This window comes from Solirubrobacter soli DSM 22325, from assembly GCF_000423665.1.
GTDB classification, from domain to species: Bacteria; Actinomycetota; Thermoleophilia; order Solirubrobacterales; family Solirubrobacteraceae; genus Solirubrobacter; species Solirubrobacter soli.
Genome location: NZ_AUIK01000010.1, coordinates 17,398 through 41,937, shown reverse-complemented (window position 1 = coordinate 41,937; position 24,540 = coordinate 17,398). Strand labels below are relative to the sequence as shown.

At 72.3% G+C, this 24,540-nt stretch carries 22 protein-coding genes; 11 read left to right on the top strand and 11 right to left on the bottom strand.

Annotated features, from left to right (window positions below; all coding sequences use genetic code 11):
- Window positions 1–19 precede the first annotated feature (19 nt).
- Window positions 20–742, top strand: a complete 723-nt coding sequence (locus G569_RS0110140; RefSeq protein ID WP_028063330.1) for a DUF4328 domain-containing protein — start codon at window positions 20–22, stop codon at window positions 740–742.
- 219 nt (window positions 743–961) lie between these two features.
- Here G569_RS0110140 and G569_RS0110135 read toward each other — a convergent pair whose 3' ends face one another.
- On the bottom strand, window positions 962–2,050 hold the full coding sequence (locus tag G569_RS0110135; RefSeq protein WP_084284756.1) for a TerC/Alx family metal homeostasis membrane protein: 1,089 nt from the start codon (window positions 2,048–2,050) through the stop codon (window positions 962–964).
- Here G569_RS0110135 and G569_RS47120 point away from each other — a divergent pair.
- The 9 genes from G569_RS47120 to G569_RS0110085 all read left to right on the top strand — a co-directional run bounded on the left by G569_RS47120 (window position 1,962) and on the right by G569_RS0110085 (window position 13,987).
- Window positions 1,962–3,725, top strand: coding sequence for an arylsulfotransferase family protein (locus G569_RS47120; protein ID WP_053226141.1), 1,764 nt, complete (start codon window positions 1,962–1,964; stop codon window positions 3,723–3,725). The two genes, G569_RS0110135 and G569_RS47120, sit on opposite strands and share 89 nt — an antisense overlap.
- A 195-nt stretch (window positions 3,726–3,920) precedes the next feature.
- Complete coding sequence (locus tag G569_RS0110120) at window positions 3,921–4,367, top strand: chemotaxis protein CheW (RefSeq protein WP_037495799.1); 447 nt, start codon at window positions 3,921–3,923, stop codon at window positions 4,365–4,367.
- Entirely contained in the window at window positions 4,364–5,551 is a 1,188-nt protein-coding gene (locus G569_RS0110115; protein WP_084284623.1) for a CheR family methyltransferase, read from the top strand. The genes G569_RS0110120 and G569_RS0110115 overlap by 4 nt, the downstream gene beginning before the upstream one ends.
- Window positions 5,548–6,075, top strand: a complete 528-nt coding sequence (locus G569_RS57640; RefSeq protein ID WP_053226140.1) for a chemotaxis protein CheW — start codon at window positions 5,548–5,550, stop codon at window positions 6,073–6,075. The genes G569_RS0110115 and G569_RS57640 overlap by 4 nt, the downstream gene beginning before the upstream one ends.
- A gap of 16 nt (window positions 6,076–6,091) precedes the next feature.
- The gene (locus G569_RS57635; RefSeq protein ID WP_053226139.1) at window positions 6,092–7,591 is read left to right on the top strand and encodes a HAMP domain-containing methyl-accepting chemotaxis protein; all 1,500 of its coding nucleotides are present in this window, start codon (window positions 6,092–6,094) and stop codon (window positions 7,589–7,591) included.
- 10 nt (window positions 7,592–7,601) lie between these two features.
- Window positions 7,602–9,764 (top strand): hybrid sensor histidine kinase/response regulator, encoded by a 2,163-nt coding sequence (locus tag G569_RS0110100; protein WP_169542114.1) that lies wholly within the window; start codon window positions 7,602–7,604, stop codon window positions 9,762–9,764.
- A 5-nt stretch (window positions 9,765–9,769) separates the two neighbouring features.
- Complete coding sequence (gene cheB, locus G569_RS0110095) at window positions 9,770–10,798, top strand: chemotaxis-specific protein-glutamate methyltransferase CheB (protein WP_211232946.1); 1,029 nt, start codon at window positions 9,770–9,772, stop codon at window positions 10,796–10,798.
- The gene (locus G569_RS57630; protein WP_053226138.1) at window positions 10,795–13,155 is read left to right on the top strand and encodes an ATP-binding response regulator; all 2,361 of its coding nucleotides are present in this window, start codon (window positions 10,795–10,797) and stop codon (window positions 13,153–13,155) included. Before cheB ends, G569_RS57630 begins: the two co-directional genes overlap by 4 nt.
- Before the next feature lie 10 nt (window positions 13,156–13,165).
- Window positions 13,166–13,987 carry a phosphosulfolactate synthase gene (locus G569_RS0110085; protein WP_245602465.1) on the top strand — a complete coding sequence of 274 codons (822 nt, stop codon included), beginning with the start codon at window positions 13,166–13,168 and terminating at the stop codon, window positions 13,985–13,987.
- On the opposite strand, the gene G569_RS47100 is transcribed toward G569_RS0110085, so the two are convergent.
- Genes G569_RS47100 through G569_RS0110060 form a run of 5 tightly spaced genes read right to left on the bottom strand, consistent with a single transcriptional unit; the run spans window position 13,969 to window position 19,972 of the window.
- Complete coding sequence (locus G569_RS47100; protein WP_053226137.1) at window positions 13,969–15,498, bottom strand: lyase family protein; 1,530 nt, start codon at window positions 15,496–15,498, stop codon at window positions 13,969–13,971. The two genes, G569_RS0110085 and G569_RS47100, sit on opposite strands and share 19 nt — an antisense overlap.
- Window positions 15,495–16,850, bottom strand: a complete 1,356-nt coding sequence (gene xcbD / locus G569_RS0110075; protein WP_037495798.1) for a 3-sulfopropionylcysteine synthase XcbD — start codon at window positions 16,848–16,850, stop codon at window positions 15,495–15,497. Before xcbD ends, G569_RS47100 begins: the two co-directional genes overlap by 4 nt.
- Complete coding sequence (locus tag G569_RS0110070) at window positions 16,847–17,740, bottom strand: XcbA family protein (protein ID WP_053226136.1); 894 nt, start codon at window positions 17,738–17,740, stop codon at window positions 16,847–16,849. The genes xcbD and G569_RS0110070 overlap by 4 nt, the downstream gene beginning before the upstream one ends.
- Window positions 17,716–18,612: an oxamate carbamoyltransferase subunit AllH family protein gene (locus G569_RS0110065; protein WP_169542113.1), complete on the bottom strand. Its 897-nt coding sequence runs from the start codon at window positions 18,610–18,612 to the stop codon at window positions 17,716–17,718. The genes G569_RS0110070 and G569_RS0110065 overlap by 25 nt, the downstream gene beginning before the upstream one ends.
- Window positions 18,605–19,972, bottom strand: coding sequence for a YlbE family protein (locus tag G569_RS0110060; protein ID WP_053226135.1), 1,368 nt, complete (start codon window positions 19,970–19,972; stop codon window positions 18,605–18,607). The genes G569_RS0110065 and G569_RS0110060 overlap by 8 nt, the downstream gene beginning before the upstream one ends.
- Before the next feature lie 69 nt (window positions 19,973–20,041).
- Between G569_RS0110060 and G569_RS0110055 the strand changes: the two genes are divergently transcribed.
- On the top strand, window positions 20,042–20,992 hold the full coding sequence (locus G569_RS0110055; protein ID WP_053226134.1) for an AIR synthase related protein: 951 nt from the start codon (window positions 20,042–20,044) through the stop codon (window positions 20,990–20,992).
- Here G569_RS0110055 and G569_RS47095 read toward each other — a convergent pair.
- The 5 genes from G569_RS47095 to G569_RS0110030 are packed head-to-tail and all read right to left on the bottom strand — an operon-like array spanning window position 20,946 to window position 24,493.
- Complete coding sequence (locus G569_RS47095; RefSeq protein ID WP_053226133.1) at window positions 20,946–21,407, bottom strand: MSMEG_0567/Sll0786 family nitrogen starvation N-acetyltransferase; 462 nt, start codon at window positions 21,405–21,407, stop codon at window positions 20,946–20,948. The genes G569_RS0110055 and G569_RS47095 overlap by 47 nt on opposite strands.
- Entirely contained in the window at window positions 21,379–22,521 is a 1,143-nt protein-coding gene (locus tag G569_RS47090; RefSeq protein WP_053226132.1) for an MSMEG_0568 family radical SAM protein, read from the bottom strand. Before G569_RS47090 ends, G569_RS47095 begins: the two co-directional genes overlap by 29 nt.
- Window positions 22,514–23,374 (bottom strand): amidohydrolase family protein, encoded by an 861-nt coding sequence (locus G569_RS0110040; protein ID WP_028063318.1) that lies wholly within the window; start codon window positions 23,372–23,374, stop codon window positions 22,514–22,516. Before G569_RS0110040 ends, G569_RS47090 begins: the two co-directional genes overlap by 8 nt.
- A 2-nt stretch (window positions 23,375–23,376) precedes the next feature.
- Window positions 23,377–24,000 (bottom strand): hypothetical protein, encoded by a 624-nt coding sequence (locus tag G569_RS0110035; RefSeq protein WP_028063317.1) that lies wholly within the window; start codon window positions 23,998–24,000, stop codon window positions 23,377–23,379.
- Window positions 24,001–24,004: 4 nt separating this feature from the next.
- Complete coding sequence (locus G569_RS0110030; protein ID WP_053226131.1) at window positions 24,005–24,493, bottom strand: MSMEG_0572/Sll0783 family nitrogen starvation response protein; 489 nt, start codon at window positions 24,491–24,493, stop codon at window positions 24,005–24,007.
- Window positions 24,494–24,540 lie beyond the last annotated feature (47 nt).

Sequence of the window (24,540 nt, the reverse complement as noted above, 5' to 3'; positions counted from 1 at the left end):
GCTGGGTATGAGCCCCGCCATGAACCCGGATGGCTATGAGTCACTGGACGGTCGCCTCAAAGCGTTGAAGATCGTCTTCGCGCTGATGGCCGTGGCCGCACTGGCCGCGTGCGTGTCCGACATCCTCGAAGTGCGCTTGATGGATCGCGTGATCGCGGGCGAGGACGTCACCGACGCCGAGTTCAGCGCCGACGACACGCGCGTGGGCATCGTCAGCCTGCTGCAGTTCGGGCTCTACATCGCCTGCGTCGTGGTCTTCCTCCGCTGGCTGCACCGCGCCTACAAGAACCTCGACGCGGTCGCCCCCGAGCAGCGCCGCTACGGCCACGGCTGGGCGATCGGCGGCTGGTTCGTCCCGTTCCTGAACCTCTGGCGTCCGAAGGAGGTCATCAACGACATCTGGCGCTCCGGCGGCACCGCGCCACCCGCCTGGCTGGCCTGGTGGTGGGCCGCGTTCCTGGTCACCGGCTGGATCGGCAACTTCGCCCTGCGCTCCCTCAGCGACGACACCCCGCAGGAGTTCCGCGACTCCGCCCTGGCCTACGCGGTCTCCGACGGCCTCGACGTCCCGATGGCCCTCCTCGCGATCCTCGTCGCCGTCAAGGTCACCCAGCGGATCGAGATCGCCCGCGCCGACGCCCCGCCGCCCCGCGAGACCGAAGAGCGCTTCGACCGCCCGCTGGACGTCATGCCGCCGCTCGCACGCAACGAGGACGGCACCTTCCCGTCGTACCCGGCATAGGTCGTGCCGCGGTCCGTCGCGGCGCCTGGCCGACGGCGCCGCCGCGCCGTGCGAGATCGATCGTGATCGATTTGCGCTGAGACAGTGCGTTGCGAACACCTTCGCACTGTTCGAGTTGGCGCGTTGGTGGGGGTGATCCCGTGCGCTTTCGCCAGGCGAAAGTCCCCGGGATCACCCCCGGCAGCCAGGCGCAGTCGGGGGTGTCCACGGCGCCGGCCCCTAAGCGGGCGTCGTCGACCTGCGCCCCGAGAGCAGCAGCGACGCGCCCACCGACGCGCCCAGCACCGCGGCGATCACCGCCAGCGACACACCCACGGGCAGGTGTCCCACGACGTCCTCGACCAGCATCTTCACGCCCACGAAGATGAGCAGCGCGCCCAACCCGTAGTGCAGGTACTCGAAGCGCTGCGCCATCCCGTCCAAGAGGAAGTACAGCGCGCGCAACCCCAAGAGAGCGAACGCGTTGGCGGCGAAGACCAGGAAGGTGTCGGTCGTGATCGCCAGCACGGCCGGGATCGAGTCGATCGCGAAGATCACGTCCGCCAGAGCGACCGCGAGCAACGCCGCCAGCAAGGGCGTGACGACCCGCGCGCCGTGCTCGTGCGCAAGCACCGCACGACCGTGGAACTCGCGGCCGATCGGCAACGCCCGCCGCAGCGCCCGCATCGTGCGACCTTCGGCGAAGTCCTCGCCGGTGTCGGCCGACAGAGCGAGCCGGATGCCCGTGAAGATCAGCAGCGCGCCCATCACGTACAAGACCGGGTGGAAGAGCTCGAGCAGCGTCACGCCGGCGACGATGAACACGGTTCGGAGCATCAGCGCGACCGCGATGCCGAAGGTCAGCACGTCGGACTTCAAGGCTTCGGGCACCGCGAACGTGCCCAGGAGCACCGCGATCACGAAGACGTTGTCGAGCGAGAGCGCCTTCTCCATCAAAAAGCCGGACCAGTACTCGCCCGCGGCGCCGGTGCCCAAAGCGGCGAGCACGACGAGGCCGAACGCGACTCCGACGACCATCCAGAGGACGCTCCAGCCGGCGGCTCGACGCAACGAGATGTGCGTGTCTCCGCGATGTGCGAAGAACAGGTCGAACGCCAGCAGGCCGATCACCGTCGCGATCAGCGCGACCCAGCCGGCGAGTGAGGCGGACGCGAGAACACCAGCGAGGATGACAGAAAGATGAGCGCAACTATTGCGGTGCTCAGGTTTTGCGAGCGGCGTGCGGAAACTGTTCGTCGCGCTTGGCGCGCTGGCGGCCTTCGGCTGCCTCTCCTTCCTCGGTCTGGCGAAAGCGCAGACGCAACCCATCACGTACTCGGTCTATCCCGCTCCGGGGACGCTGACCGCGTCGGCCAAGACGCAGATCACCTTCCGCGGCGGTGACGCGGCGTCGATCGGCGCGATCACGGTCAAGGGCTCGAAGAGCGGCACCCACACCGGGACGCTGGAGCCGCATTCCGACGGTCAGGGCGTGAGCTTCGTGCCCGGCAAGCCGTTCACCGAGAACGAGACGGTGACCGTCAGCACCGACCGCACGATCGCCGGCATCAAGGGCGGCGACTACTCGTTCCAGATCGGCGACGAGACCCGCCGCACGCTGCGCCCCGTCGAGGCGCCGGACGTCGGCCGCGGCGCGATCCAGTCCTACGCCACCCGCACGGACATCACCCCGCCGGCCGTGACCGTCTCGACCAACAAGCCCGGCACGGCACCCGGCCTGGTGTTCCTCGCCCCCAAGGCCGGCCGCGGCCAGGACGGCCCGATGATCATCGACAACCAGGGGCACCTGGTCTGGTTCAAGCCGATGAAGGGCAAGATCGCGGCCGACTTCCGCGTCCAGACCTACGACGGCAAGCCGGTGCTGACGTGGTGGGAGGGCCAGCTGTTCGTCGGCGACGGCGATGGCGTCGGCCAGATCTTCGACACCAACTACAAGCAGGTCGCGACCGTCCGCACCGGCAACGGGTACACGTTCGACCTGCATGAGTTCACGATCACCCCGCGCAACACCGCGCTGGTCATCGCCTACGAGCGCTACAACCGCAGCCTGAAGGCCTTCGGCGGCCCGACCGACGCCAAGATCGTCGACAACATCATCCAGGAGGTCGACCTCAAGACCGGCCTGGTGCTGTTCGAGTGGCACAGCTTCGGCAACGTCTCGCCTGAGGAGTCCAACGTCCCGGTCCCGAAGGAGAAGGGCTCGGAGTGGGAGTACTTCCACGCCAACGCCGTCGACCTGGACAACGACGGCAACTTCCTGATCTCCGCCCGCAACACCTCGACGATCTACAAGGTCGACCGGGCCACCGGCAAGATCATGTGGCGCCTGGGCGGCAAGAAGTCCGACTTCAAGCTGGGGCCGGGCATGCGGTTCGACTGGCAGCACTCGATCCGCGCCCAGCCCGACGGCACCTACAAGCTCTACGACAACAGCGCCGCGCCTGCCGTCCGCAAGTCGTCGCGCGTCCTGAGCTTCAAGCTCGACACGCAGGCCAAGACCGCGACCGTCATCAACGCGTTCACCCACCCGCGCAAGCTGCTCTCCGCCAGCCAGGGCAACGTCGAGCGCCTCCCCAACGGCAACGAGTTCGTCGGCTGGGGCTCGCAGCGCTGGTTCACCGAGTTCAGCCCGACCGGCGAGGTGCTCTTCGACGGCCACCTGGCGCGCGGCAACGACAACTACCGCGCCTTCCGCTACGAGTGGCAGGGGCAGCCGGACACGTCGCCCAAGGCCGTCGCCACCACCAAGAGCGGCGCGATCACGGCGCGGGTGAGCTGGAACGGCGCGACCAACGTCGCCCGCTGGGAGTTGCTCGCCGGCGCCGACGCGACCGCCCTCGCCCCGATCGGATCGGCCAAGCGCGACGGCTTCGAGACGGCCGTGACGGCGAAGTCGAGCGCCACGCTTGTGGCACTTCGCGCCTACGACGCCGCGGGCAACGTCCTCGCCACGAGCGCGCCGGTGAAGCCGACGGCCGCCTGACCGCACAAGCTCATGAGGCGGAGCTGGCCGCTTCGCCTCATGACAAGCGGACGTCCAGGTCCGCAGGTCCGCGCGCTGACTTGCGACTTTCCCCCCGCTGGTTTCCGGGAAATCGAGCGGCCACGGGCGATCCCGGCCGAGCGCCGATGGAAACTGCGGCACGCCGCCGCTCACCGCGCTATACAGGCCGTCGCCATGTCACTGGAACTCGTCGCCGTGGACGTCGGCGGGCAACGTTGGGCACTTCCGCTCGCCTCGGTCGAGCGGGTCGTCGGCATGGTCGCGATCGCCCCGCTCCCGGCATCCCCGGCGGGTGTCCGCGGAGCCGTCAACGTCGCCGGCGAGATCGTGCCGGTTCTCGACCTCGACGTGCGCATCGGCCGTCCGGGACGTGACCGCGGGGCAGCGGCACAGCTCGTCCTGGCGCGAACGTCGACCCGCCGCGTGGCACTCCCGGTCGACGAGGTCCACGGGGTGATCGAGGTCGACGCGATCGGACCGCCGATCGAGCGCGTGCCCGCGCCGATGGCCGGGACGGCCGCGCTGCCCGAGGGCGTGTTGGCGATCTACGACGTCGACGCCTTCCTGACCGCCGCGGACGAGGAGCAACTCGCGACGGCGCTGACCGGGGCGGAACGATGACGCTTCCCTTGGATCTCGCGCGGGCGCTGGTCCGCGATCGCCTGGGGCTCGACTTCCCGTCGCGCCGCGAGGAGGATCTCGCGCGGGCGCTCCGCGACACGCCCCCGGCGCTGGCCGACGAGCCGCTCACCTCCGGCGGGTGGCGCACCCTGATCGCCGCCCTCACGGTGCAGGAGAGCTACTTCTTCCGTGACCATGCGCTCTTCGACGCGCTCGCGGAGCGCGTCCTGCCCGCGCTCGTCGCCGAGCGGCGCGCCGCCGGCGAGTTGCGCCTGACGTTCTGGAGCGCCGGCTGCTCCGAGGGCCAGGAACCCTACTCGCTGGCGATGGTGCTGGACCGGCTGCTGCCGGATCTGGCTGCGTGGGAGGTGACGATCCTCGGCACGGACATCAATGAGGACGCGCTCGAAGCGGCTCGCGCCGGCGTCTACAGCGATTGGGCGCTGCGCGACCTGCCGGTGTGGGCGCGCCGACACTTCAGTGCCGACGCGGACAAGCGTCACACGCTCGCCGCGGCTATCCGCAAGATGGTCACGTTCGCGCCGTTGAACCTTGCCATGGACCCGTTCCCTGGCTCGCTCGACCTGATCGTCTGTCGCAACGTCCTGATGTACATGACCGACGACGTCCGCGCCGAGGCCGTGCGGCGCCTGGGCGCCGCGCTCGCGCCGACCGGCCGCCTCGCGCTGAGCCCGCTCGACTCCTCGCCGGAGCTCGAGGAGCCGCTGCTCGAGCCCGACGACGCCGGCGGCGTCCGCCTCCTCGCCCGCAGCGACGACGTCCCCGCGCCCGAGCCGGAACCGGCGCCCGCGCCAAAGCCCGTCGCGGAGGCCACGCCGCCGTTGCCGCCCGCGCTCGAGCGCGCCCGCGCCGCCGCCGACCAGGGCCGCTCCGACGCCGCGCTCACGCTCTGCCTGCAGGCCCTGCGCGACGACCCGCTCGACGCCGAGGCGCACCTGCTGATGGCGGCCGTCGAGGAGGAACGAGGGGACCTGGCGGCGGCGATCGCCGCCGTACGGCGCGCGATCTACACCGCGCCCGAATCGCCCACCGCCCACTTCCGGCTCGGCACGCTGCTGCTGCGCCGCGGCGACGAGATCGCCGCGCGCCGCAGCCTCGCGACCGCCGCCGAGCTCTTCGGCGAGGCCGCTCCCGCACCGCTGCTCGCCCGGGTCGGCTCGTGACGCCACAACAGTTCGACTGGGACCTCGCGCGCGAGCGGCTCGCCGCTGCACGCGACGCGCTCGACGCGCGGCTGTCGCCCGCCGAGGAGCAAGCGCTCTTGGAGGAACGGGCGCGCGCGCTGGCGACGCCTCCGGAGGCGGGCGACGCCGACGGCAACCGCGACGTCGTTCGCTTCACGCTCTGCGGCGAGTCGTTCGCGGTCGCGGCCGAGCACGTCCTCGAGGCGCTGCCGCTCGGCGAGCCGACGCCGGTGCCGGGAACGCCGCCGTTCCTGCTCGGCGTGGTCAACCACCGCGGGCGCGTGCTCCCGGTGATGGACCTGCGCCGGCAGCTCGTGCCGCAGGGCGACGCGGCGGCTGAGCTGACGGACACCGTGGCGGTGTCCGTGGACGGCGTGACCTTCGGGATCGCGGCCGAGGCCGTCGAGGAGACCACTGGCGAGACGCTCGACGAGGCGCTGGTGACCGTGCTGGATCTAGAGGCGCTGGCCGCGGACCCGCGGCTGCGGATCGACGACGAATGAAGGAAGCGGAGCGGTAATGCGCACCTGGACCATCGGCCGCCGCATGGCCGCCGGCTACGCCGTGCTGATCGTGTTGCTGGTCGCGACCGCGATCGTCGCGGTGCTGGCGCTGCGCGCGTCGCGCGAGGACTACTCGACCGCGGTCGCGACGTTGCAGGACCGCGCGTTGCAGGGCACGGAGACGCTGCAGGGGATGGATGCCGCCTCGGTGGCCTTCACGAGCTATCTGCTGACCGGGCGCTCGACGGCCATCGACACGATCAACGAGCGCTTCAAGACCGCCCGCGCGGCCGCTGTCGCGGTGCGCGAGTCGAGCACCACGCCGGCACAGGTCGCGGGCTGGACGGACGTGGTCAGCGACCTGGACACCTGGAACCGGGAGGTGCAGGCCGCGATCGAGCTCAAGCGCTCCGGCGACGACGAGGGGGCGCTGCGCGCCTACAACGACAAGGTCATCCCCGTCCGGTCGACCTCCCGCAACCTGGCGGTGGACCTGGTGGCCGCGGAACGCAAGCGCTCCGCCGCCACCGCCGCGCATGCCAGCGACTCCGCGCTCCGCTCGATCTGGCTGGTCGTGATCGTCGCGGCGGTCGCCGCGATCGTCGGCATCATCCTCGCGTGGCTGCTCGGGCGCGCGGTCACGCGTCACCTGCACGACGCGGTCGCGACGTTGTCGGCGGCGTCGAGCGGCATCCTCGCCGCGACCGCCCAGCAGGCGAGCGGGGCCGCCGAGGAGGAGACCGCGATCCACCAGACGACCGCGACGACCGACGAGGTCAGGCAGACGGTCGCGCTGACCACCGAGAAGGCGCGGCTCGTCGCCAAGGACGCGCGCGAGACCGCCGAGATCTCGCGCGACGGGCGGCGCGCCGTCGACGAGAGCGTGCGCGGGACCCAGGAGGCGCGGACGCGGATGGAGGCGCTGGCCGAGCGGATCCTCGCGCTGTCCGAGCAGGCGCAGGCGATCGGCGAGATCGTCCGCACCGTCAACGGGCTCGCCGAGCAGTCGAACCTGCTCAGTGTGAACGCGGGGATCGAGGCCGCCAAGGCGGGCGAGGCGGGACGCGGGTTCGCGGTCGTCGCCGGCGAGGTCAAGTCGCTGGCCGAGCAGTCGCGCCAGGCCACCGCGCAGATCCGCGAGATCCTGAGCGAGATCCAGACGGCCACGCAGGCGGCCGTGATGGCGGCCGAGCAGGGCGTCAAGGCGTCCGAGGCGGGCGAGGCGATCACGAGCGAGGCCGGCGAGGCGATCCGCCTGCTCGGCGAGCGCCTGGCCCAGTCCGCCGACTCCGCCCAGCAGATCCTCGCCTCCGCCCAGCAGCAGTTGACCGGCGTCGACCAGGTCGCGATGGCCATGCAGAACATCCGCCAGGCCTCCTCGCAGAACATGGCGGCCACCCGTCAGGTCGAGCAGGCCGCCCGCGAGCTCGACGGCCTCGCCCAACGCCTCACGAGCCTGGTCTCGACCAACGGGCGGCGCGAGCGCGCGCTGGCGGGGGCGCATGCCGAGGCGTGACGCGGAGTTGATGGCGCGGCTCCTCGCGACGTTCGGAGTCGAGGCCGACGAGCACCTCACCGCGCTCCGCCGCCACCTGCTCGACCTCGCGGGCGCGACGAGCGACGCCGCCGCGCACGAGCTCGTCCAGACGACGTTCCGCGACATGCACACGTTGAAGGGCGCGGCCCGCTCGGTCGGCCAGCGTGACGTCGAGCGCGTGTGCGCGAGCTGCGAGGCGCTGCTCTCGGCCCTGACCCGCGCGGAGACGGCGCCGAGTCCGGCGATCGTCGCGCTGCTCGAAGAAGCGACCGCCGCGATCGCCTCGCTCGTCGCCGGCGGCCCCGGCACCCCGGTCCCGAACGAGCTCCTCGAACGCCTGGACCGCGCGGAGATCGACCCGGCCGCCGTCGACGCGCCGCCCGCCGCTCCCGCGGCCGACGAGGCCTCGCCGACGCCCGCGGCCGGCTCGTCGGCTCTCGTTGCCGCGGCCTCGCCGGCGCCCGCCGTCGCCACGGCCGCCCCCGCCGCGGACGCGGCCGCCCCCACGGCGCTCGCCGCCGCCGTGCGTCCCTCCACGATCCGCCTCGCCACGGACGATCTCGACACGCTCCTGCGGCGCGGGGAGGACCTGCTCGCGATCAAGCTCGCCGCGGACGAGTGGCTGGCCGGGGCGGAGGCGCTGCACGAGCAGTTGCGGCGCGCCACCCGCGCGGCGGACCCGCTGGCCGAGCTGAAGGCCCTGGAGGCGAGCGCGCGTGCGATGGTCGGCGGGCTGCGGCGCGACCGGCGCTCGATCGCCGGCGCGGTCGACGGGCTGCTCGAGCAGGCGCAGCGGGTGCGCATGATGCCCGCGTCCAGCGTTCTCGACGTGCTGCCCCTGATCGTCCGCGACCTCGCCCGCGCGCAGGGCAAGCAGGTCGTGTTCAGCGCGACCGGCGGCGACGCCCGGATCGACCGGCGCGTGCTGGAGGCGATCAAGGACCCGCTGATCCACATGGTCCGCAACGCGGTCGACCACGGGCTGGAGACGCCTGAGGAGCGCGCGGCGGCGGGCAAGTCGCCGACCGGGCGCATCACCGCGACCGTGCGAGCGCTCGAGAGTGGGCGCGTCGAGTTCGTGCTCACCGACGACGGCCGCGGGATCGACTCCGACAGGGTCCACGACGCCGCCCGGCGGGCGCGGATCGCGGTCGCCCCGGACGAGGACCCGCTGGCGCTCGTCTTCCGCTCCGGCCTGAGCACGAGCTTCGTCATCACCGACGTCTCCGGCCACGGGCTCGGCCTCGCGATCGTCAAGGATCAGGTCGGCAAGCTCGGCGGCAGCGTCGAGCTCGAGAGCACCCGGGGACAGGGCACGACGATCCGGCTGCTCGCGCCCGCGACGATCGCCACCTTCCGCGGTCTGCTCGTGCGCGCCGGCGGCCAGCGCTTCCTGTTGCCGCTGGACGCCATCGAGCGCGTGATCGCCGCCGAGCCGATCGCCCAGGGCGGACTCCTGAAGGTCCGTTACGAGGACGAGCTGCTGCCGTGCGCGCCACTCGCCGAGCTGCTCGGTCTCGAGGCCGGTGAGCACGTCGCGTGCGCGATCCTGAACACCGGCTCGGGGCGCGCCGGCGTGCTCGTCGAGGACATGGTCGGCGACCGCGAGGTGCTGATCAAGGACTTCGAGCCGCCGCTGATCCGCGTCCGCCACATCGCCGCCGCGGGCCTGCTCGGCGCCGGCGAGCTCGTCCTCGTGCTGCGCCCCGCCGACCTCGTCGCCGGCGCCGCCGAGCCGCGCGGGGCCAGGACATCCGATGTCACACCGCCGGAGAGCCCTCCGTGGGTGCTCGTCGTCGACGACGCGGTCACGACGCGCGCGATGGAACGCGGCCTGCTCGAGCTCGCCGGCTACCAGGTGAAGGTCGCCGTCGACGGCGTCGACGCCTGGACCACGCTGAAGACCGAGCGCTTCGACCTCGTCGTCTCAGACGTCGACATGCCGCGCATGAACGGGTTCGAGCTCACCCAGCGCATCCGCGCCGACGAGACGCTGCAGGACCTGCCGGTCGTGCTCGTCTCGGCGCTCGAAGCCCGCGAGGACCAGGAGCGCGGGATCGAGGTCGGCGCCAACGCCTACGTCGTCAAATCCAGCTTCGAGCAGTCCAACCTGCTCGAGATCATCCACCGGCTCGGGGTCACGCCCCAGTGATCCGGGTGTTGCTCGCCGAGGACTCCGCGGTCACCCGCGCCTACCTCACCTACCTGCTCGACGAGGACCCTGGCATCGAGGTCGTGGGCGCGGCCAAGAACGGCCAGGAAGCGGTCGACATGGCCGCGAGCCTGCGCCCCGACGTGATCCTGATGGACGTCCACATGCCGGTCCTGGACGGCTACGAGGCGACCCGCAAGATCATGGAAGTCGCGCCGACGCCGATCGTGATGGCGACCGCGAGCTCGAGCCAGTCCGAGACCCGCGGCGGCTTCACGGCGCTCGAAGCCGGCGCGCTGATCCTGTTGGCCAAGCCGCCCGCGCTGTGGGAGGACGGCCACGACGAGGCCGCGGCCGGCCTGCTGCGCACGCTCAAGCTGATGTCAGAGGTCAAGGTCGTGCGCCGCCGCTCGGCCAACGGCGTCGCGCAGCACCCGCCTGAGCGCTTCACCCGTCCGCGCGAGCCTCGCGTGATCGCGATCGGCGCCTCGACCGGCGGCCCCCAGGCGCTGTCGGCGATCCTCGAGGGCCTGCCCGCGCCGCTCGGCGTCCCGGTCCTGCTCGTCCAGCACATCACCGATGGCTTCATCGACGGATTCGTCGAATGGCTCGGCAGCCGCACGTCGATGCGCGTCGTCGTCGCGGCCCACGGCCAGCCGCTCGAGCCGGGCACCATGTACGTGGCCGGTGGCGGCCGGCACATGACGGTCACCCGCGAGGGCCGCGTCCAGCTCGAGCAAGGGCCGCCGGTGAACGGCTTCTGCCCGTCGATCACCCGCCTGTTCAACTCCGTCGCGGACAGCTGTGGTCGCGAGGCGGTCGGGATCCTGCTCACCGGGATGGGCCGCGACGGAGCCGACGGCCTGCGCCAGATGCGCGACGCGGGCGCGCTCACCATCGCCCAGGATGAGGCGTCGAGCGTGATCTACGGGATGCCGGGCGAGGCCGTGCGGCTGAAGGCCGCGTGCGAGGTGTTGGCGCCGTCGGCGATCGCGGAGGCGCTGCGGGTGGTCGAGGCGGAGCGGGTCCGATGAGCCGACGGGTTCTCGTCGTCGAGGACAGCCCGACCCAGGCACAGCAGCTCCTGCACCTGCTCGAGCAGGCCGGCTATGAAACCGTGTCCGCGGCCGACGGCGTCGCCGCGCTCGAGCTCGCCCGCTCGCACCCGCCCGATCTCGTGCTGACCGACGTCGTGATGCCACGCATGGACGGCTACACGCTGTGCCGCTCGATCAAGCAGGACCCGGCGCTCAATGACACGCCGGTGATCCTGCTCACCTCGCTGACGAGCCCGCAGGACGTGATCGAAGGGCTCGCGTGCGGCGCGGACAACTTCGTGCGCAAGCCGTACGAGAGCGCGTCGCTGCTCGCGCGCGTCGAGCGCTGCCTGGCCGACGGCGCCGAGCGCAGCCGCGTGCCGGTGGCGGCCACCGTCGGCGCCGAGCGCGAGCAGGTGCTGGAGTTCCTCTTCTCGACCTTCGAGGAGACCGTCCACCTCGACGACGAGCTCACCCGCTCCTACCACTCGCTCGACCTGCTCTACCGCCTCGCGGAGGGCCTGAACCGCTGCACGACCGAGCGCGACGTCGTGCTCGAGGCGCTCGCCCGCGCGCTGGAGCTGCCCGGCGTGCGCGGCGCCTGGATCGTGATCGAGGGGAACCGGCTCGCCGGGAGCGCCGGGACGGTCGCGCGGATGGCCTCGCTCGAGCGCGCTCCGGCGGTCGACTTCACGGTGCCACTCCGCACGGGCCCCGGCATCCTCGGCCGCCTCCAGCTCGTCGGCCCCGACGAGCGCCTGCTCGACGACGACGAGCTGCGCACGCTCGACGGCTTCGGGGCCCAGGTCGGCGCCGCGCTGGACCGGGCGCTGCTGCAGGAGCACCTCGAACGGCGCGTGCAGGAGCGCACGTCGGAGTTGTCGGCCGAGATCGCCGCGCGCCGTCGCGCCGAGGAGGCGCTGCGGGCGATGGCGGCGATCGTCGAGTCCGCCGACGACGGCATGGTCAGGCTCGGTCCCGACGGGCGGATCGAGACCTGGAACCGCGGCGCCGCGCGCCTGTACGGCTATGTCGGCGACGAGGCGGTCGGAAACTCGATCGAGCTCGTCGCCCGTCCCGACCAGGTCGACGAGCTGCGCGCGATGCTCGACCGCGTCGCCTGGGGCGAGTCGATCCAAGGCCATGAGATGGTCCGCCTGACCCGCGACGGTCGCGAGATCGATGTCAGCCTGACGCTCTCGCCGGTGCGCGACGCCCAAGGCGCGGTGGTCGCGATCGCCGAGATCGCCCGCGACATCAGCGCCCGCAAGGAGCTCGAGCGCGCGCTGCTGCAGTCCCAGAAGCTCGAGTCGGTCGGGCGTCTGGCGGGCGGCATCGCGCACGACTTCAACAACCTGATGACCGGCGTCATCGGGTTCTCGGAGCTGGCGCTCGCGCGCCTCGGCCAAGGCGACCCGACGCGCGAGTTCGTCGAGGAGGCCAAGCGCTCCGGCGAGCGCGCGACCGAGCTCACGCAACGGCTGCTGGCGTTCGGCCGGCGGCAGACGCTGCGGCCCAAGGCGCTCGACCTCAACCACGTCGTGGGTGAGATGGAGACGCTGATGCGCCGTCTGCTGGGGGAGGGGATCGAGCTCGTGTTCGCGCTCGAGGCCGAACCGGTCCCGCTGATCGCCGATCGCGCCCAGCTCGAGCAGGTCGTGATGAACCTCGCGATCAACGCCCGCGACGCGATGGACGGGCGCGGGCGGCTCACGATCGCCACCGAGTGCGTGGACGACGTCTGGGTCCGGCTCGTCGTCACCGACACCGGCTCCGGCATGGACGACCGCACGCAGGCGCAGATCTTCGAGCCGTTCTTCACCACCAAGGAGGAGGGCAAGGGCACGGGGCTCGGGCTCTCCACCGTGTTCGGGATCGTCCACCAGAGCGGCGGGCGGATCGCGGTCGAGAGCCGCCTCGACGTCGGCTCGACGTTCGCGATCTCGCTCCCGCGCTCCGAGGACGCGCCGATCCACGTCGACGCGCCGGCGGCGCAGGTCGTGCCGGGGAGCGGTTCCGGGTCGGTTCTGGTCGTCGAGGACGACGACGCGCTGCGTGACCTGGTGCGGGTCGTGCTCGAGCCGGCCGGCTACCGCGTGACGCTCGCGCGCGGGGGCGAGGAGGCGCTGCGCCGCGCCGATCCCGACCTGCTGATCACCGACATCCTGATGCCGGGGATGAACGGGCGCGAGCTGGCCGACCGGATCCTGGCCCGCGCGCCGGGCACGCGCGTGCTGTTCATCTCCGGCTACGCGGGCGAGGACGTGCAGCTCGACGCGGGCGCGCGCTTCCTGGCCAAGCCGTTCACGCCCGGTGAGCTGCTGGAGCACGTGCAGAGCCTGCTCGGCGCCTAGACTCTCAGCTGTGGACGATCGTACCTGGCGACTGGACGGTGTCGGCCCGCCGCACGTCCCGCGCCGCCGGATGCCGACGTTCCTGGATCTGCCCGCGCGGACGGTGAAGCCGCGCCGGGCGGGGATCACGCACGTCATGGATCGCGGGCTCTCGCCGCTCGCGCTCGAGTCGCTGCTCGTCACCGCGGGCGAGCACATCGACATGATCAAGCTCGGGTGGGGGACGGCCTACGTGACCGGCGCCGTGCCGGACAAGGTCGCGATCTGTCGCGACGCGGGGATCGCGGTGTGCCCCGGCGGGACGCTGCTGGAGATCGCCGCGCACCAGGGCAAGCTCGACCGCTACGTCGAGTGGCTGCGCGAGCTCGGGATCGATCACGTCGAGGTCTCCAACGGCTCGCTGCCGCTGGCGCGGGAGCGCAAGGCGGAGCTGATCGCCGAGCTGGCGCGCGAGTTCACGGTGATCGCCGAGGTGGGGTCCAAGAGCGACGAGGCGGTCGCCAGCGACTGGTGCGCGGAGATGCTCTCGGATCTGGCGGCGGGGGCCGCGTTGGTGATCGCCGAAGGGCGCGAGAGCGGGACCGTCGGGCTCTTCGATGCCACAGGCGCCGTGCACGGCGAGCTGGTCGACGCGATCGTCGGCGCGGTCGGGCAGGAGACCGTGATCTTCGAGGCGCCGCAGCGTGCTCAGCAGGCGTGGCTGCTGCGGCGGATCGGGCCGAACGTCAACCTCGGGAACATCTCGGCCGAGGACGTGATCGCGCTGGAGACGCTGCGGCGCGGGCTGCGCTTCGACACCTTGGATCTGCTGCCTCAGCAGACGGCGAGCTGACGCAGCGCCGCCTCGGCGGTTCTCAGCGCCTCGCGCCGCCGCTTCAGGCGCGTCGTCGCCGCGGCGATCGTCTCGCGTGTGTCGGCGAGCATGGCGTCCATCGGGCCGGGTGCGGCGCCGCCGGTGACCGTCCGGGTCGCCATCGCGGCGTCGAACCGCATGTACGGCGCCGGGTCGAACCCGAGCTCCCCGCCCGCCGCGACGATCTTGTACGCCGTGCGGTAGTCGATGCCTCGGTGGCGCGTGAGCGCCTCGGCGACGTCGGCGGCGAAGGTCGCCTCGGGCAGCTCGGCCGCGTTGAAGTCGAGGCTTTCGGTGACCGCGGCGGCGAGGTCGACGGTGCGCGTGGCGAGCTCGACCGCGCCGGTGACCTCGCCGTAGGCGTAGAGCAGGTTGTCGGTGCGCCCCGACGGTGTGCGCTGGGTGGCGAGCACGCCGGTCGCGCGGCCGAGCAGCGTGCCCGCCGCGCCGCGGATCACGACCAGCGCGTACGGGTTGCGCTTCTGTGGCATCAACGCGCTGGCGCGACAGAAGGCGTCACCGATGCGGATGAGGCCGAACTCGTCGCTGGAATAGAGCTCGACGTCCTCCGCGAAACGCGAGGCGGTCGTGGCGACGGTGGCGGCATGGTGGGTGGTCTCGGTGATGTCGTCCGTGCGCCACATCGCGTCGCGGGTGTGGGTGATCGGGGCGTCGAAGCCGAGCAGGGCGGCCAGGCGCTCCCGGTCGAGCGGGTAGCGCGAGCCGTTGACGCCGCCGGCTCCGGCAGGGCTCTGGTTGATCGCGGCGAAGTCGCGCGCCGTGCGTTCCGCGTCCCGTAGCGCGGGCGCGGCGTGCGAGAGCAGCCAGTGCCCGGCGGTCGTGGGTTGCGCGGCCTGCAGGTACGTGAAGTCCGGCATCGGCGTGTCGCGCTCTCGGGTCGCCTGATCGGTGAGCGCTGTGGCGAGCCGCAGCGCCGCCTGTTCGAGGTCGAGCACACGGGTGCGTAGCGCGACCCGGAAGGCGATCCGCCCCGCCTCCCGCCGCGGCCGCCCGGCGTTCAACCACCCCGCCGCGGTCCCGATCCGCTGCTCCAACTCCCGCTCGCGCACGTTGACGAGATCCCCGTACCGCGGGTCCTCGATGGCCGGCCCGCCGGCGTCGAGCTCGAGCAGCGCTCTCAGCAACGTCCGCCGATCCCCGTCCGGGATCGCCGGGTGCGCGATGACATGCGCGAGGTCCGCAAGCGTCAGCCCACCGTGGAGGAGATCCGCGTCGGCGAGCTCGAGCTCATACCCGGCCGCCACGAGCTCCGGCGCCGGCCCACTCCGCACCCGCCCCTCCGCACCGAGATACCCGGGAGGAGGCGAAACGGCGCCGCCCGGCGCCGCCGCGTCGCCGCCCGCGGCCTCGCCGCGCGCCGCCCGGTCGCCGCCCGCGGCCTCGGCGGGCGCCGCCCGGTCGCCGCCCGCGGCCTCGCCGCGCGCCGCCGCGTCGCTGCCCGCGGCCTCGCCGCGCGGCGCCGGGCTCATCGCGTCCGCCCTCGTGCGACGACCTCGTCCACCATCTCGCCCGCGGCGCCCAACGCGGCCTCCGGGCGCAGCAGCGCCGCGAGCTCGTCGCGCGACAGCGCGGCCGCGATCTCGGCGTCGGCCGCGAGCGCCTCCTGGAGCGTCATCCCCGCCTCCTGACCCGCCAGCGCGGCGCGGTGGACGAGCTCGTGCGCGTGGTGCTTGCCGATCCGGGCGGCGAGCGCGAGCATCGCCGGCTCGGCGAGGACGTAGCCGCGCTGGGCGTCGAGGTTCTCGCGCATGCGGGTGGCATCGACGCGGAGGCCCTCGACGAGCTCGCGGCCGAGCGCGAGCGACACGGACGCGGCCGCGGCGGCCTGGGGGAGGACGGCCCACTCGGTCTTCCAGGCCGCACCGTCGCGTTCGTGCTCGCCGACGAGACCTTCGAGCGCGAGACCCGCATGACCGCGGACCAGGCGGGCGAGCGTCCACAGGTGCTCGGAGCGCTCGGGGTTGCGCTTCTGTGGCATCGTGATGGAGCCGACGACGCCCGCGGTCGGCGCCTCGGACACCTCGCCCAACTCGGGGCGCTGGAGGTTGTAGACCTCGTTGCCGACCTTGGCCAGCGTGCCGGTGATCAGCGCGAGGAGCGTGACGAACTCGGCGACGCGGTCGCGTGCGACGAGCCAGCTCGCGTCGGGCACACCGAGACCGAGCCGGTCCATGAGCCGGCGCTGCAGCTCCAGCCCGGCGTCGCCGTACGCGGACAGCGTCCCGACGGCGCCGGCCAACTGCCCGACGGCGAGCCGCGGCTCGGCCTGGCCGATGCGCTCGAGGTGGCGGTGGACCTCCGCGGCCCAGACCGCGGCCTTGAAGCCGAACGTGATCGGCAGGCCGGGCTGGCCGTGCGTGCGGCCGAGCATGACGGTGTCCCGGTGGCGCTCCGCGTGCTCGGACAGCGCCCGCGCGGTCGCTTCCAGATCGCGACGGGCGATCGCCAGCATCCGCTGCATCACCAGGCCGAACCACGTGTCGGTCACGTCCTGGACGGTCGCGCCGTAGTAGAGCCATTCGGCTGCTTCCGGGCCGAGGTCCTCGCGCAGCACCCGGATCAGGCCGAGCGTCGAGTGGCCGCTGGCGCGCGTGGCCTCGCCGACCGCCGCGAGGTCGAGGCCCGTGGCGTCGAGGCCTTCGAGCTCCGCCGCCGCCCCCGGCGGGATCAGCCCGAGCTCACCCTGCGCGGCGGCGAGCGCCGCGATGATCCGCACCCACGCCCGCGTGCGGCCCTCGTCACCCAGCAGCGCCCGCGCCTCGTCGGTCGCCCACAGGTGGCCGTAGATCACGGAGTCGGCGAGGTCGATCCCCTGACTCATGCCGCCACCCCCGCCAGCGAGCGCAACGCGGTGCGGACCTCTTCGAGGTTCGCACCCCACGGCACCGTCATCCGCGACCCCTCGCGCTCGATGCCACGCTCGCGCAGGCAGCACTTGCGCAGCGTGAGCGCGTCCGGCTCGTCGGTGTCGTGCAGCAGCGGGCAGAAGTCGACCCGCGCGTGCGGCTCGTGACCGTAGAGCGCCTCGTGGATCTGGCGCGAGCGCTCGCACCCGATCAGCGTCCAATCCGCCGCCCTCGGCGGCCCGGCGTCGAGGAAATCGACGGTCGCATCGAGGTCGAGCCCCGCGCACCGGCACGGGAAGAGATAGTGCCCGGCGGGATGGGCGGCGGCGAGCTCGCGCAGGTCGATCGGTACGAAGTCGAGCTCCAGCGGCGGTAGATCCTCGTCGTATTCGAGCACCGTCCGGGCCATGTCGAGCAGCTTCGGCGGATGCGGCGGCACGACCTCCACGACGCGGACGCGAACCGGCGTCGGCGCGTAGATGAAGTTGACGTGCTGATAGCGCCCCTCGACCACGTACACGAGCGCGTCCTCTCCGCTCGCCCTCGCCGCGCGCGCGAGTTGGCTCGCGTTCCCGGTGTCGACCTCGTGGTCGACGACGAACACGACCTGGTCCGGCGTGGCCAGCAGGCGGGCGTCGCGCACACCGAGGAGGATCTCATCCCCGTCCTCGCGCTCGAGTTGCACCAGGGCGCGTTCATCACCGTGCACCGCGACGATGAACTCCGTCCGCCGATACACCCGCCGCGACCGGACGTGCGCGAGCAGCGCCTCCGGCTCCAGCGACGGCGCATCCTGCACGCTCACACCCCGATAGGGCCGAGCGATGAAGTTCGCCTCGATCAAGCGGCCACCGCCATGCCCCATAGGATCGCGGCTCCGGACGACGACCCCCAACCCGCGAGCCCGCGCGCCGTCTGCCGCGCCCCGGCGACGTCCCGGGCCCACACGGCACGGAGCACCGCGTCGGCGGGCTCCGCGAGCTCGCCGAGCTGCGCGCAGCGGAGATACGCGAGCCCGAGGGGAGAGCAGCGCTCGCGGGCGACCGCGGCGAGGCGCGGCGCGGGGGTGGGCGCGGCGACGGTCGGCGCGGCGAGGCGCGGCGCGGGGGTGGGCGCGGCGACGGTCGGGGCGGCGAGGCGCGGCGCGGGGGTGGGCGCGGCGACGGTCGGCGCGGCGAGGCGCGGCGCGGGGGTGGGCGCGGCGACGGTCGGCGCGGCCGAGGCCAGCGCGACCGGGCGGCCGGCCGCGTGGCGCCACGCGGCGTAGCCGGCCAGGACGTCGTCGCCCGCCGGCGTCAGGCCCTCGCCGCGGCCGGCCAGCGCGTGCACGCCCGCGGCGAGGTCGCCGCGGCGGAGCGCGTCGAGCCCGGGCGCCAACGCCGGCGGCGCCGGCGGGACCTCGGCGAGCGCCGCCGACAGCGCGTCGCGCCAGCCCGCCGCTCGCGAGTGTCGACGTTCTCGACCACAGCTCGAGAAACTCGACACTCGCGCGACGTGGAGCTCGTCGCCCGGCCGGAGCGGCGCCGAGTCGAGGCCCGCGACGAGCACGGTCAACGGCCCCCGCGGGGCGCTCGGCACGGCGACCAGCACCCAGTCGTCCTCCCCGAACCGCACGTAGCCGCCGGGGTGCAACGCGATCTCGACGACACCGACCCGCGACGCGCGAGCGAGGACGCGAGCGGCGCCCGGCCCGGCCCAGAGAGGCCGCGTAAGGGACGGCGCGGCGGCGCTACGCACCATCGAGCTCCTCGGCCAGCGCCGTGATCGCGGCCCGGAAGGGTTCGACCGGCTGGTGGGCGACCCCCGCCCCGATCTGGCCCGCGCCCGAGGAGCCGTGCAGCACGCCGGTCGTGATCTGGGGCGTGATGTCGAGCTCGGCGACCAGGCGGGCGTCGATCCCGACCGGCGTGCCGATGCCGTCGCGCCCGCTCAAGGTGAACCGGGCCGACCGGGCCGCGCAGATCTGCGCCATCAGCTCGGTGCGGGCGGCCGCGGCGGCCGCGTCGCCGCCGAAGAACGACGCGACGACCGGAGCGGCGGCCAGGGCCATGCCACCCAATCCGACGCACTCGATGACCGCGGAGTCGCCGATGTCCCGCGCGGCGTCCGCGGGCGAGTTCCCCTCGCGCAGCAGCGCGTCCGCGACCGGCGCGGCAGGAGCGACGAACCAACGGTCCGGCATCCCCGCGAGCTGGATGCCGACGTCCACGCCGTTGCGGGAGATCAGGGACACCACGCTCGAGCCGCGGCACGATCCCAATCGCAGGGACGCGCACTTGGACGCCGCCATCGTCAGGTTCAAGTAGAAGTGGTGGTTGCCCGCGATGAACCGGGCGGCCTCCTCGCCGCCGACGACCGCGAACGCGGCCAGCAGCTCGCGCATCAGCAGATTCCCCGTCGCCTGCGAGCGCATGTGCAGCTCGTCGCCCATGTTGAGCCCCTGCGCAGCGAGGCCGAACACGTCCAGCGGGCCGCGCCACTCGAGCATCTGGGCGAGCCGCGGCCCGAGGTCGTCGCGGAAGAACTTCAAGCGCTCGACCGCCTCGTCGTCACCGACGCCGAACCACAGCGTGCGGCCGGGACCCTCGTTCAAGGTGGAGAACGCACGCACGTCGCCGTCCTCGACCACCCACACGGGCATCGACGGCGAGCACACCCCCGTCATCGGCCCGACGTGGCCGTGCTCGTTCCCCGGCGCCAGAACCACGTCACCGCGCTCCAACAACGCCGCCGCCTCCGCGCGCGACGCCGCCCATCCCTCGAAGACGACCGCGGCCAGCAGCGCCCGCCGCTGCGGATCGCAGACGCGCTCCCATTCGATCGGCGGCCCGGAGTGCAGCAGCACGCCGTCCGTCGACAACCCCGGGATCACCGCACCCGCCCGCGCGACCGTCACCGCCCGCGGCGCGCAGCCCTCGATCACCGACACCGCATGCCGGTTGGCGGCGGCCACGGCCGAGCCATGGCGCCCCCAGAGACGCGTCAACACCGCGAGCATGGCCGCGTCGCCGCCCGCGGGCGGCCGCCAGTCGACCTGAACGACCGGTGCGCCCTGGGAGCGCAGCGCGTCGGCGAACTGGGTCAGCCCGAGGTTCACGGCTTCGACGCGACTAAGGACATCGGCACGAGGTGTCATCGAAAGCTCCGCACTGGTTCAATGGCCGCAATGGCCGATCTCGAAGCGCTGGTCGCGCTCGTCTCAACCGCGCCCGGCCTGCTCGGCAAGCGCGACCTCGCAGTCGTCAACGGGCTCGACCAGAGCCTGGACGGCGACGACGGCGCGCTGATCCCACACGGGGACGGGTACTTCGTCGTCTGCGGCGAGGCGATCTCGCCGCCGTTCCTGCTCGCCGACCCGTACGGCGCGGGCAGCGCCGCGGTCGTGACGAACATCAGCGATGTCCGCGCGATGGGCGCCCGCCCACATGGCATCGTCGACATGCTCGTCTCGCCCAGCCACGAGCACGCCGACCAGGTGCTGCAAGGCATGCGCTGGGCGGCGGACAAGCTCGGCGTGCCGATCCTCGGCGGACACCTGACGATCGGCCACGCCCCCGCGCTGTCCGCCTCCGCCACCGGCTTCACGAAGGCGCCGCTGCGAGCGAGCAACGCGCGACCGGACGACATCCTGATCGCGGCCTTCGCCACCGACGGCCGGTACATGTCCGATGCCAACGACTTCTTCACCGCCCTCCACGACCGCGATCCCGAAGCCCTGAAGACGGACGGCGAGGCGCTCATCACGGTCGCCGAACGCGGCTTCGCGCACGCCGCCCGCGACATCAGCATGCCGGGCATCGCCGGCTCGCTGCTCCAGTTCGCGGAGGGAGCGAACGTCGGCGCCACGCTCGATCTCGACGCCATCCCGAGGCCGGACGGCACCCCGCTCGAACGCTGGCTCCTGACCTTCCCGAGCTTCGGGTTCCTGCTCGCGGCGCGGCCGGAGGCGGCGCAGCACGCGATCGACGTGTTCACCGAGCACGGCCTCGCGGCCGCGGCGTGCGGCAGCTTCGACGCCACGCGCACGCTCAAGCTCCGACAGGGCGACACGACGGCCACGGCCTGGGATCTCACTCAGCAGCCGCTGACAGGCCTATCGCCATCGGCTGGTGCATGACGCCGCAGTAGAGCGCCGGCGAGCCGTCCCGCACCCACCCGAGCCGCTCGAAGAACCGCACGTTCGCCACCTGCACCTGCGCGACCATCACGCGCCCGCCCAGCGAGCCCGCGGTCCGCACCGCGAAGTCCACCAGCGCGCCGCCGAGCCGATGCACCCGCGCGTCCGGCAGCACCGCCAGCCGGTCGCCCTTCCACAGGCCGTCGCCGAGCGGATAGAGCCGCACCGTGCCGACGACGTCCCCGTCCACGCACGCGACCACGTGTACCGTGTCGGCCGCCTCGTCGCGCGCGTCGCGATCGGTGCCCTCGAAGAGCCCCTGCAGCTCGACGAAGACCCGGTGGCGCACCGCGAGATGCGCCGCCAGGTCGGTCGCGACCGCGAGCTCAGCTGTGGGAGCCGACGAAGAGATCATCGAGCCCGGCGCCGTCCTCACGACGCATGACGCGTTCCCACGCGGAGAGCCCGGAGCACGCCTGACAGCGCGCGCACCCGGCCTTCGCGTCCAGATGGTCGAAGCCCGCGTCGGCGAGCATCAGCGACACCTCGCCGTACACCCGCGCGACGTAGTCCGAGTCGGGCGGCGAGGCATCCTCCATCAACGTCCCGGGCACCGGCCGCAGTGGCACGACGAACGGGTAGACACCCATCGAGATCGCCCGCCGGCAGCCCTCGATGATCAGCTCCTCGCGCTCGCCCATCCCCAACAGGACGTACGTCGTCACCGAGCCGCGCCCGAAGACGTCGACGGCTCGCTCCCACGTCCGGAAGTAGCCCTCGATGCCACACTGCGCCTTGCCCGGCGCGACCCGCGCCAGCACGTCCGGATCGAACGTCTCCGAGTGGATGCCGACCGCGTCGACCCCCGCCCGGGCCACCTCGTCCAGCACCCGCAGATCGTCCGGCGGCTCGAACTGCACCTGGATCGGCAGCCCGGACGCCTCCTTGATCGCCGCCGCGCAGCGCGAGATGTAGATCGCGCCCCGGTCGCGGCGGTTCAGAGACCCCGTGGTCAGCGTGACATCCACGGCGTGGTCGTAGTCGCGCGCCGCGGTGCACACCTCGGCGAGCTGCGCCGGCGTCTTGACCGGGATCGTCTGCTCGCCGCGCGTCAGCTCGATCCCACAGAACCCGCACTGCTCGTCCGTGCCCCAATAGATGCACTTCTGCACGACCGTGGACGCGATCGAGTCCAGGTGCAGGAGCGCGATCTTCCAGTACGGGACTCCGTCCGCGGTCTCCATGTCATAGATCCGCGGGCGCGGCGGGAGCGTCACCGGCCCGATCAGCTCGTCGTACCGGTACAACGACGCGCGGCGGCCCTCCACCCGCACGACGTACGGCGACGCGGACACGTAGCCCGCGTGCGAGGGAACGGTCAGCGGCAGGCCGCGCACCCACAGGAACAGCGCGTCCGACGGGCCGGCCCCGCCAAGGCGGCCGGGCAGCGGCCCGGCCGTCTCGTCGACCACGCGTACCCCCAGCGACTGCAGCTCGACCAGCAGCTGTCGGTCGTCGAGGCTAAGCATGGTTGCCGTAGACCTCTTCGTAGTTCTGCCAGAACACGCGGTTCTTGAGCTCCTGCGAGATGTTCCGGACGCCGTTGAGCTTCCAGTACTCCGAGTCGAAGTCCGACCACGGCTCGTCGGAGCCGAAGAAGACGCGGTCGCCGCCGACGCCCTGCTTCTCGATCTCGGTCAGCAGCCAGCGCGCGCCGAACCCGACCGCCCACGACGTGTCGGTGTAGACCTTGTAGCCGTCGCGCACCCACTGCAGGAACTTCGGGACGAGCTTGATGTGACCCGACACGCCGCCGCCGAAGTGCACGAGGTAGAACTTGCAGCGCTTGCCGTACTTCTCCACGAGCGGGATGAAGTTGTTGATGTCCGAGTTCCCGCCGGGCGACGTGTGGAAGTGGAACATCAGGTCGTGCTTCTCACAGACGTCGAAGATCTCGTCGGCCAAGGCCGTCGTCTCCTCGTCCCACGTGCCCGGATCCGGGTTCCCGCCGAGCAGGAACGTCGTCTTCAACGCCACCACGCGCGACTCGCCCGCCAGCTTCAGCGCCTTGCGCGTCAGCTCCGCGTTGCGCGGCAGGAACGACACCCAGATGCCGGCCAGGATGCGGTCATTCGTCGTCGCCGCCTCCATCACGACATCGTTGAGATCGAACGACAACTCGTGGATCGGCACGCCGTAGTTGGACATGACCAAGGCCCGCTCGACCTTGAACTCGTCCATGTGGTTCTTGACGAAGACCTTCGTGTCCTTGTAGTCGTAGACCGTCGGCTTGACCGGGTGCTCGAGGTCGTAGAACTTCCACGGCGGGATCTCGCCGATGTGGCAGTGCGCGTCGATGATCTTCTGGGGGTGCGTGGCCATGTTCAGCGCCTCCCGAACAGGACGCGGGCCTGCTCGATGCGCGCCTCCCATTCCTCTCGCGTGTCGAAGGTCTGCTCCGGCATCGCCGGTGCCTTGTCCAGCTGCCACGCACCGTCGGCCGGGTCCAGTTGGACGACCTCGAGCGTGAACTTCGGCTTGCCGGCGTCGAGCGGCAGCTCGGCCGCGGCGTGCATCGCGCGCCCGGAGGCGACGTGCATCTCGAGCCGGTGGGAGCCGAGCGGCGTGACGTCCTCGAACAGGACGACCCACTCGGCTCCTGACATCCGCGCGCGCAGCAGCCGCTCGGCGGCCAGCGCCTTGCCCTGCTCGCGCGTGAGCTCGCGGTGGCGATGACAGAACGCCGCGTCGCGCACGGCGCCGAGGTCCATGATCGCCAGCATCGGCGGAGCGGAGCGGGAGACGACCTCCCGCACCACGTCGCCGCGTTCGTGCCAGGCCGCGACGAGGTCGTCCTCGGTGCGCACGTCGCGCAGCTCCTCGGCGACGGCTCGCACGACGCCGATGTACTGCTGGTAGAGCTCGGCGTTGACCATCACGGAGGGATAGATCCGCGCCTCGGCGCGCCGCCAGTGTTCGACTGCGGCTTCGCGGTCCAGCACGAGCATGTGCTCAGACGGTCCAGGTGTTGAGCTGGAACGCCTTGTCGCGCCACGCTGTCAGCGCGGCGTCGAGTACGTCGAGCGGGTGGAACGGCTTGACGCCTTCCATCAGCAGGTTCTCCGGGAACCCGTACAGCGCACCGGACGCGAAGCGACAGGCGTACACGGTCCCGCCCTCGTCCATGAACGTGCGCAGCTGGTTGTTGATGGCCATGTGGCCCGGGAAGGCCTCATCGCCGACCTTCGGGAACCCGCGCGAGCCGGAGGCCATCAGCACGCCCGGTCCGTAGAGCACCAGGTGCGTCTTGAACCCCTTGCGCTGGACGCGGGTGGTCGTGAGCAGGTTGACCAGACCGACCGATCCCTCGTACGGGACCGTGTGCATGAACGTGTAGGCGCTCTCGCCGGGCTCGGCCTTGACGTCGGGAAAGATCTTCTCCGAGGTGTCGAAAAGCTCGGTGCCCGCGTCAGGCCGCTGGATTACGTCGGACTTCGCCACGTGTCCTCCCCATGGGATCGAAACGAACGATTGCGAACGTATCGGAT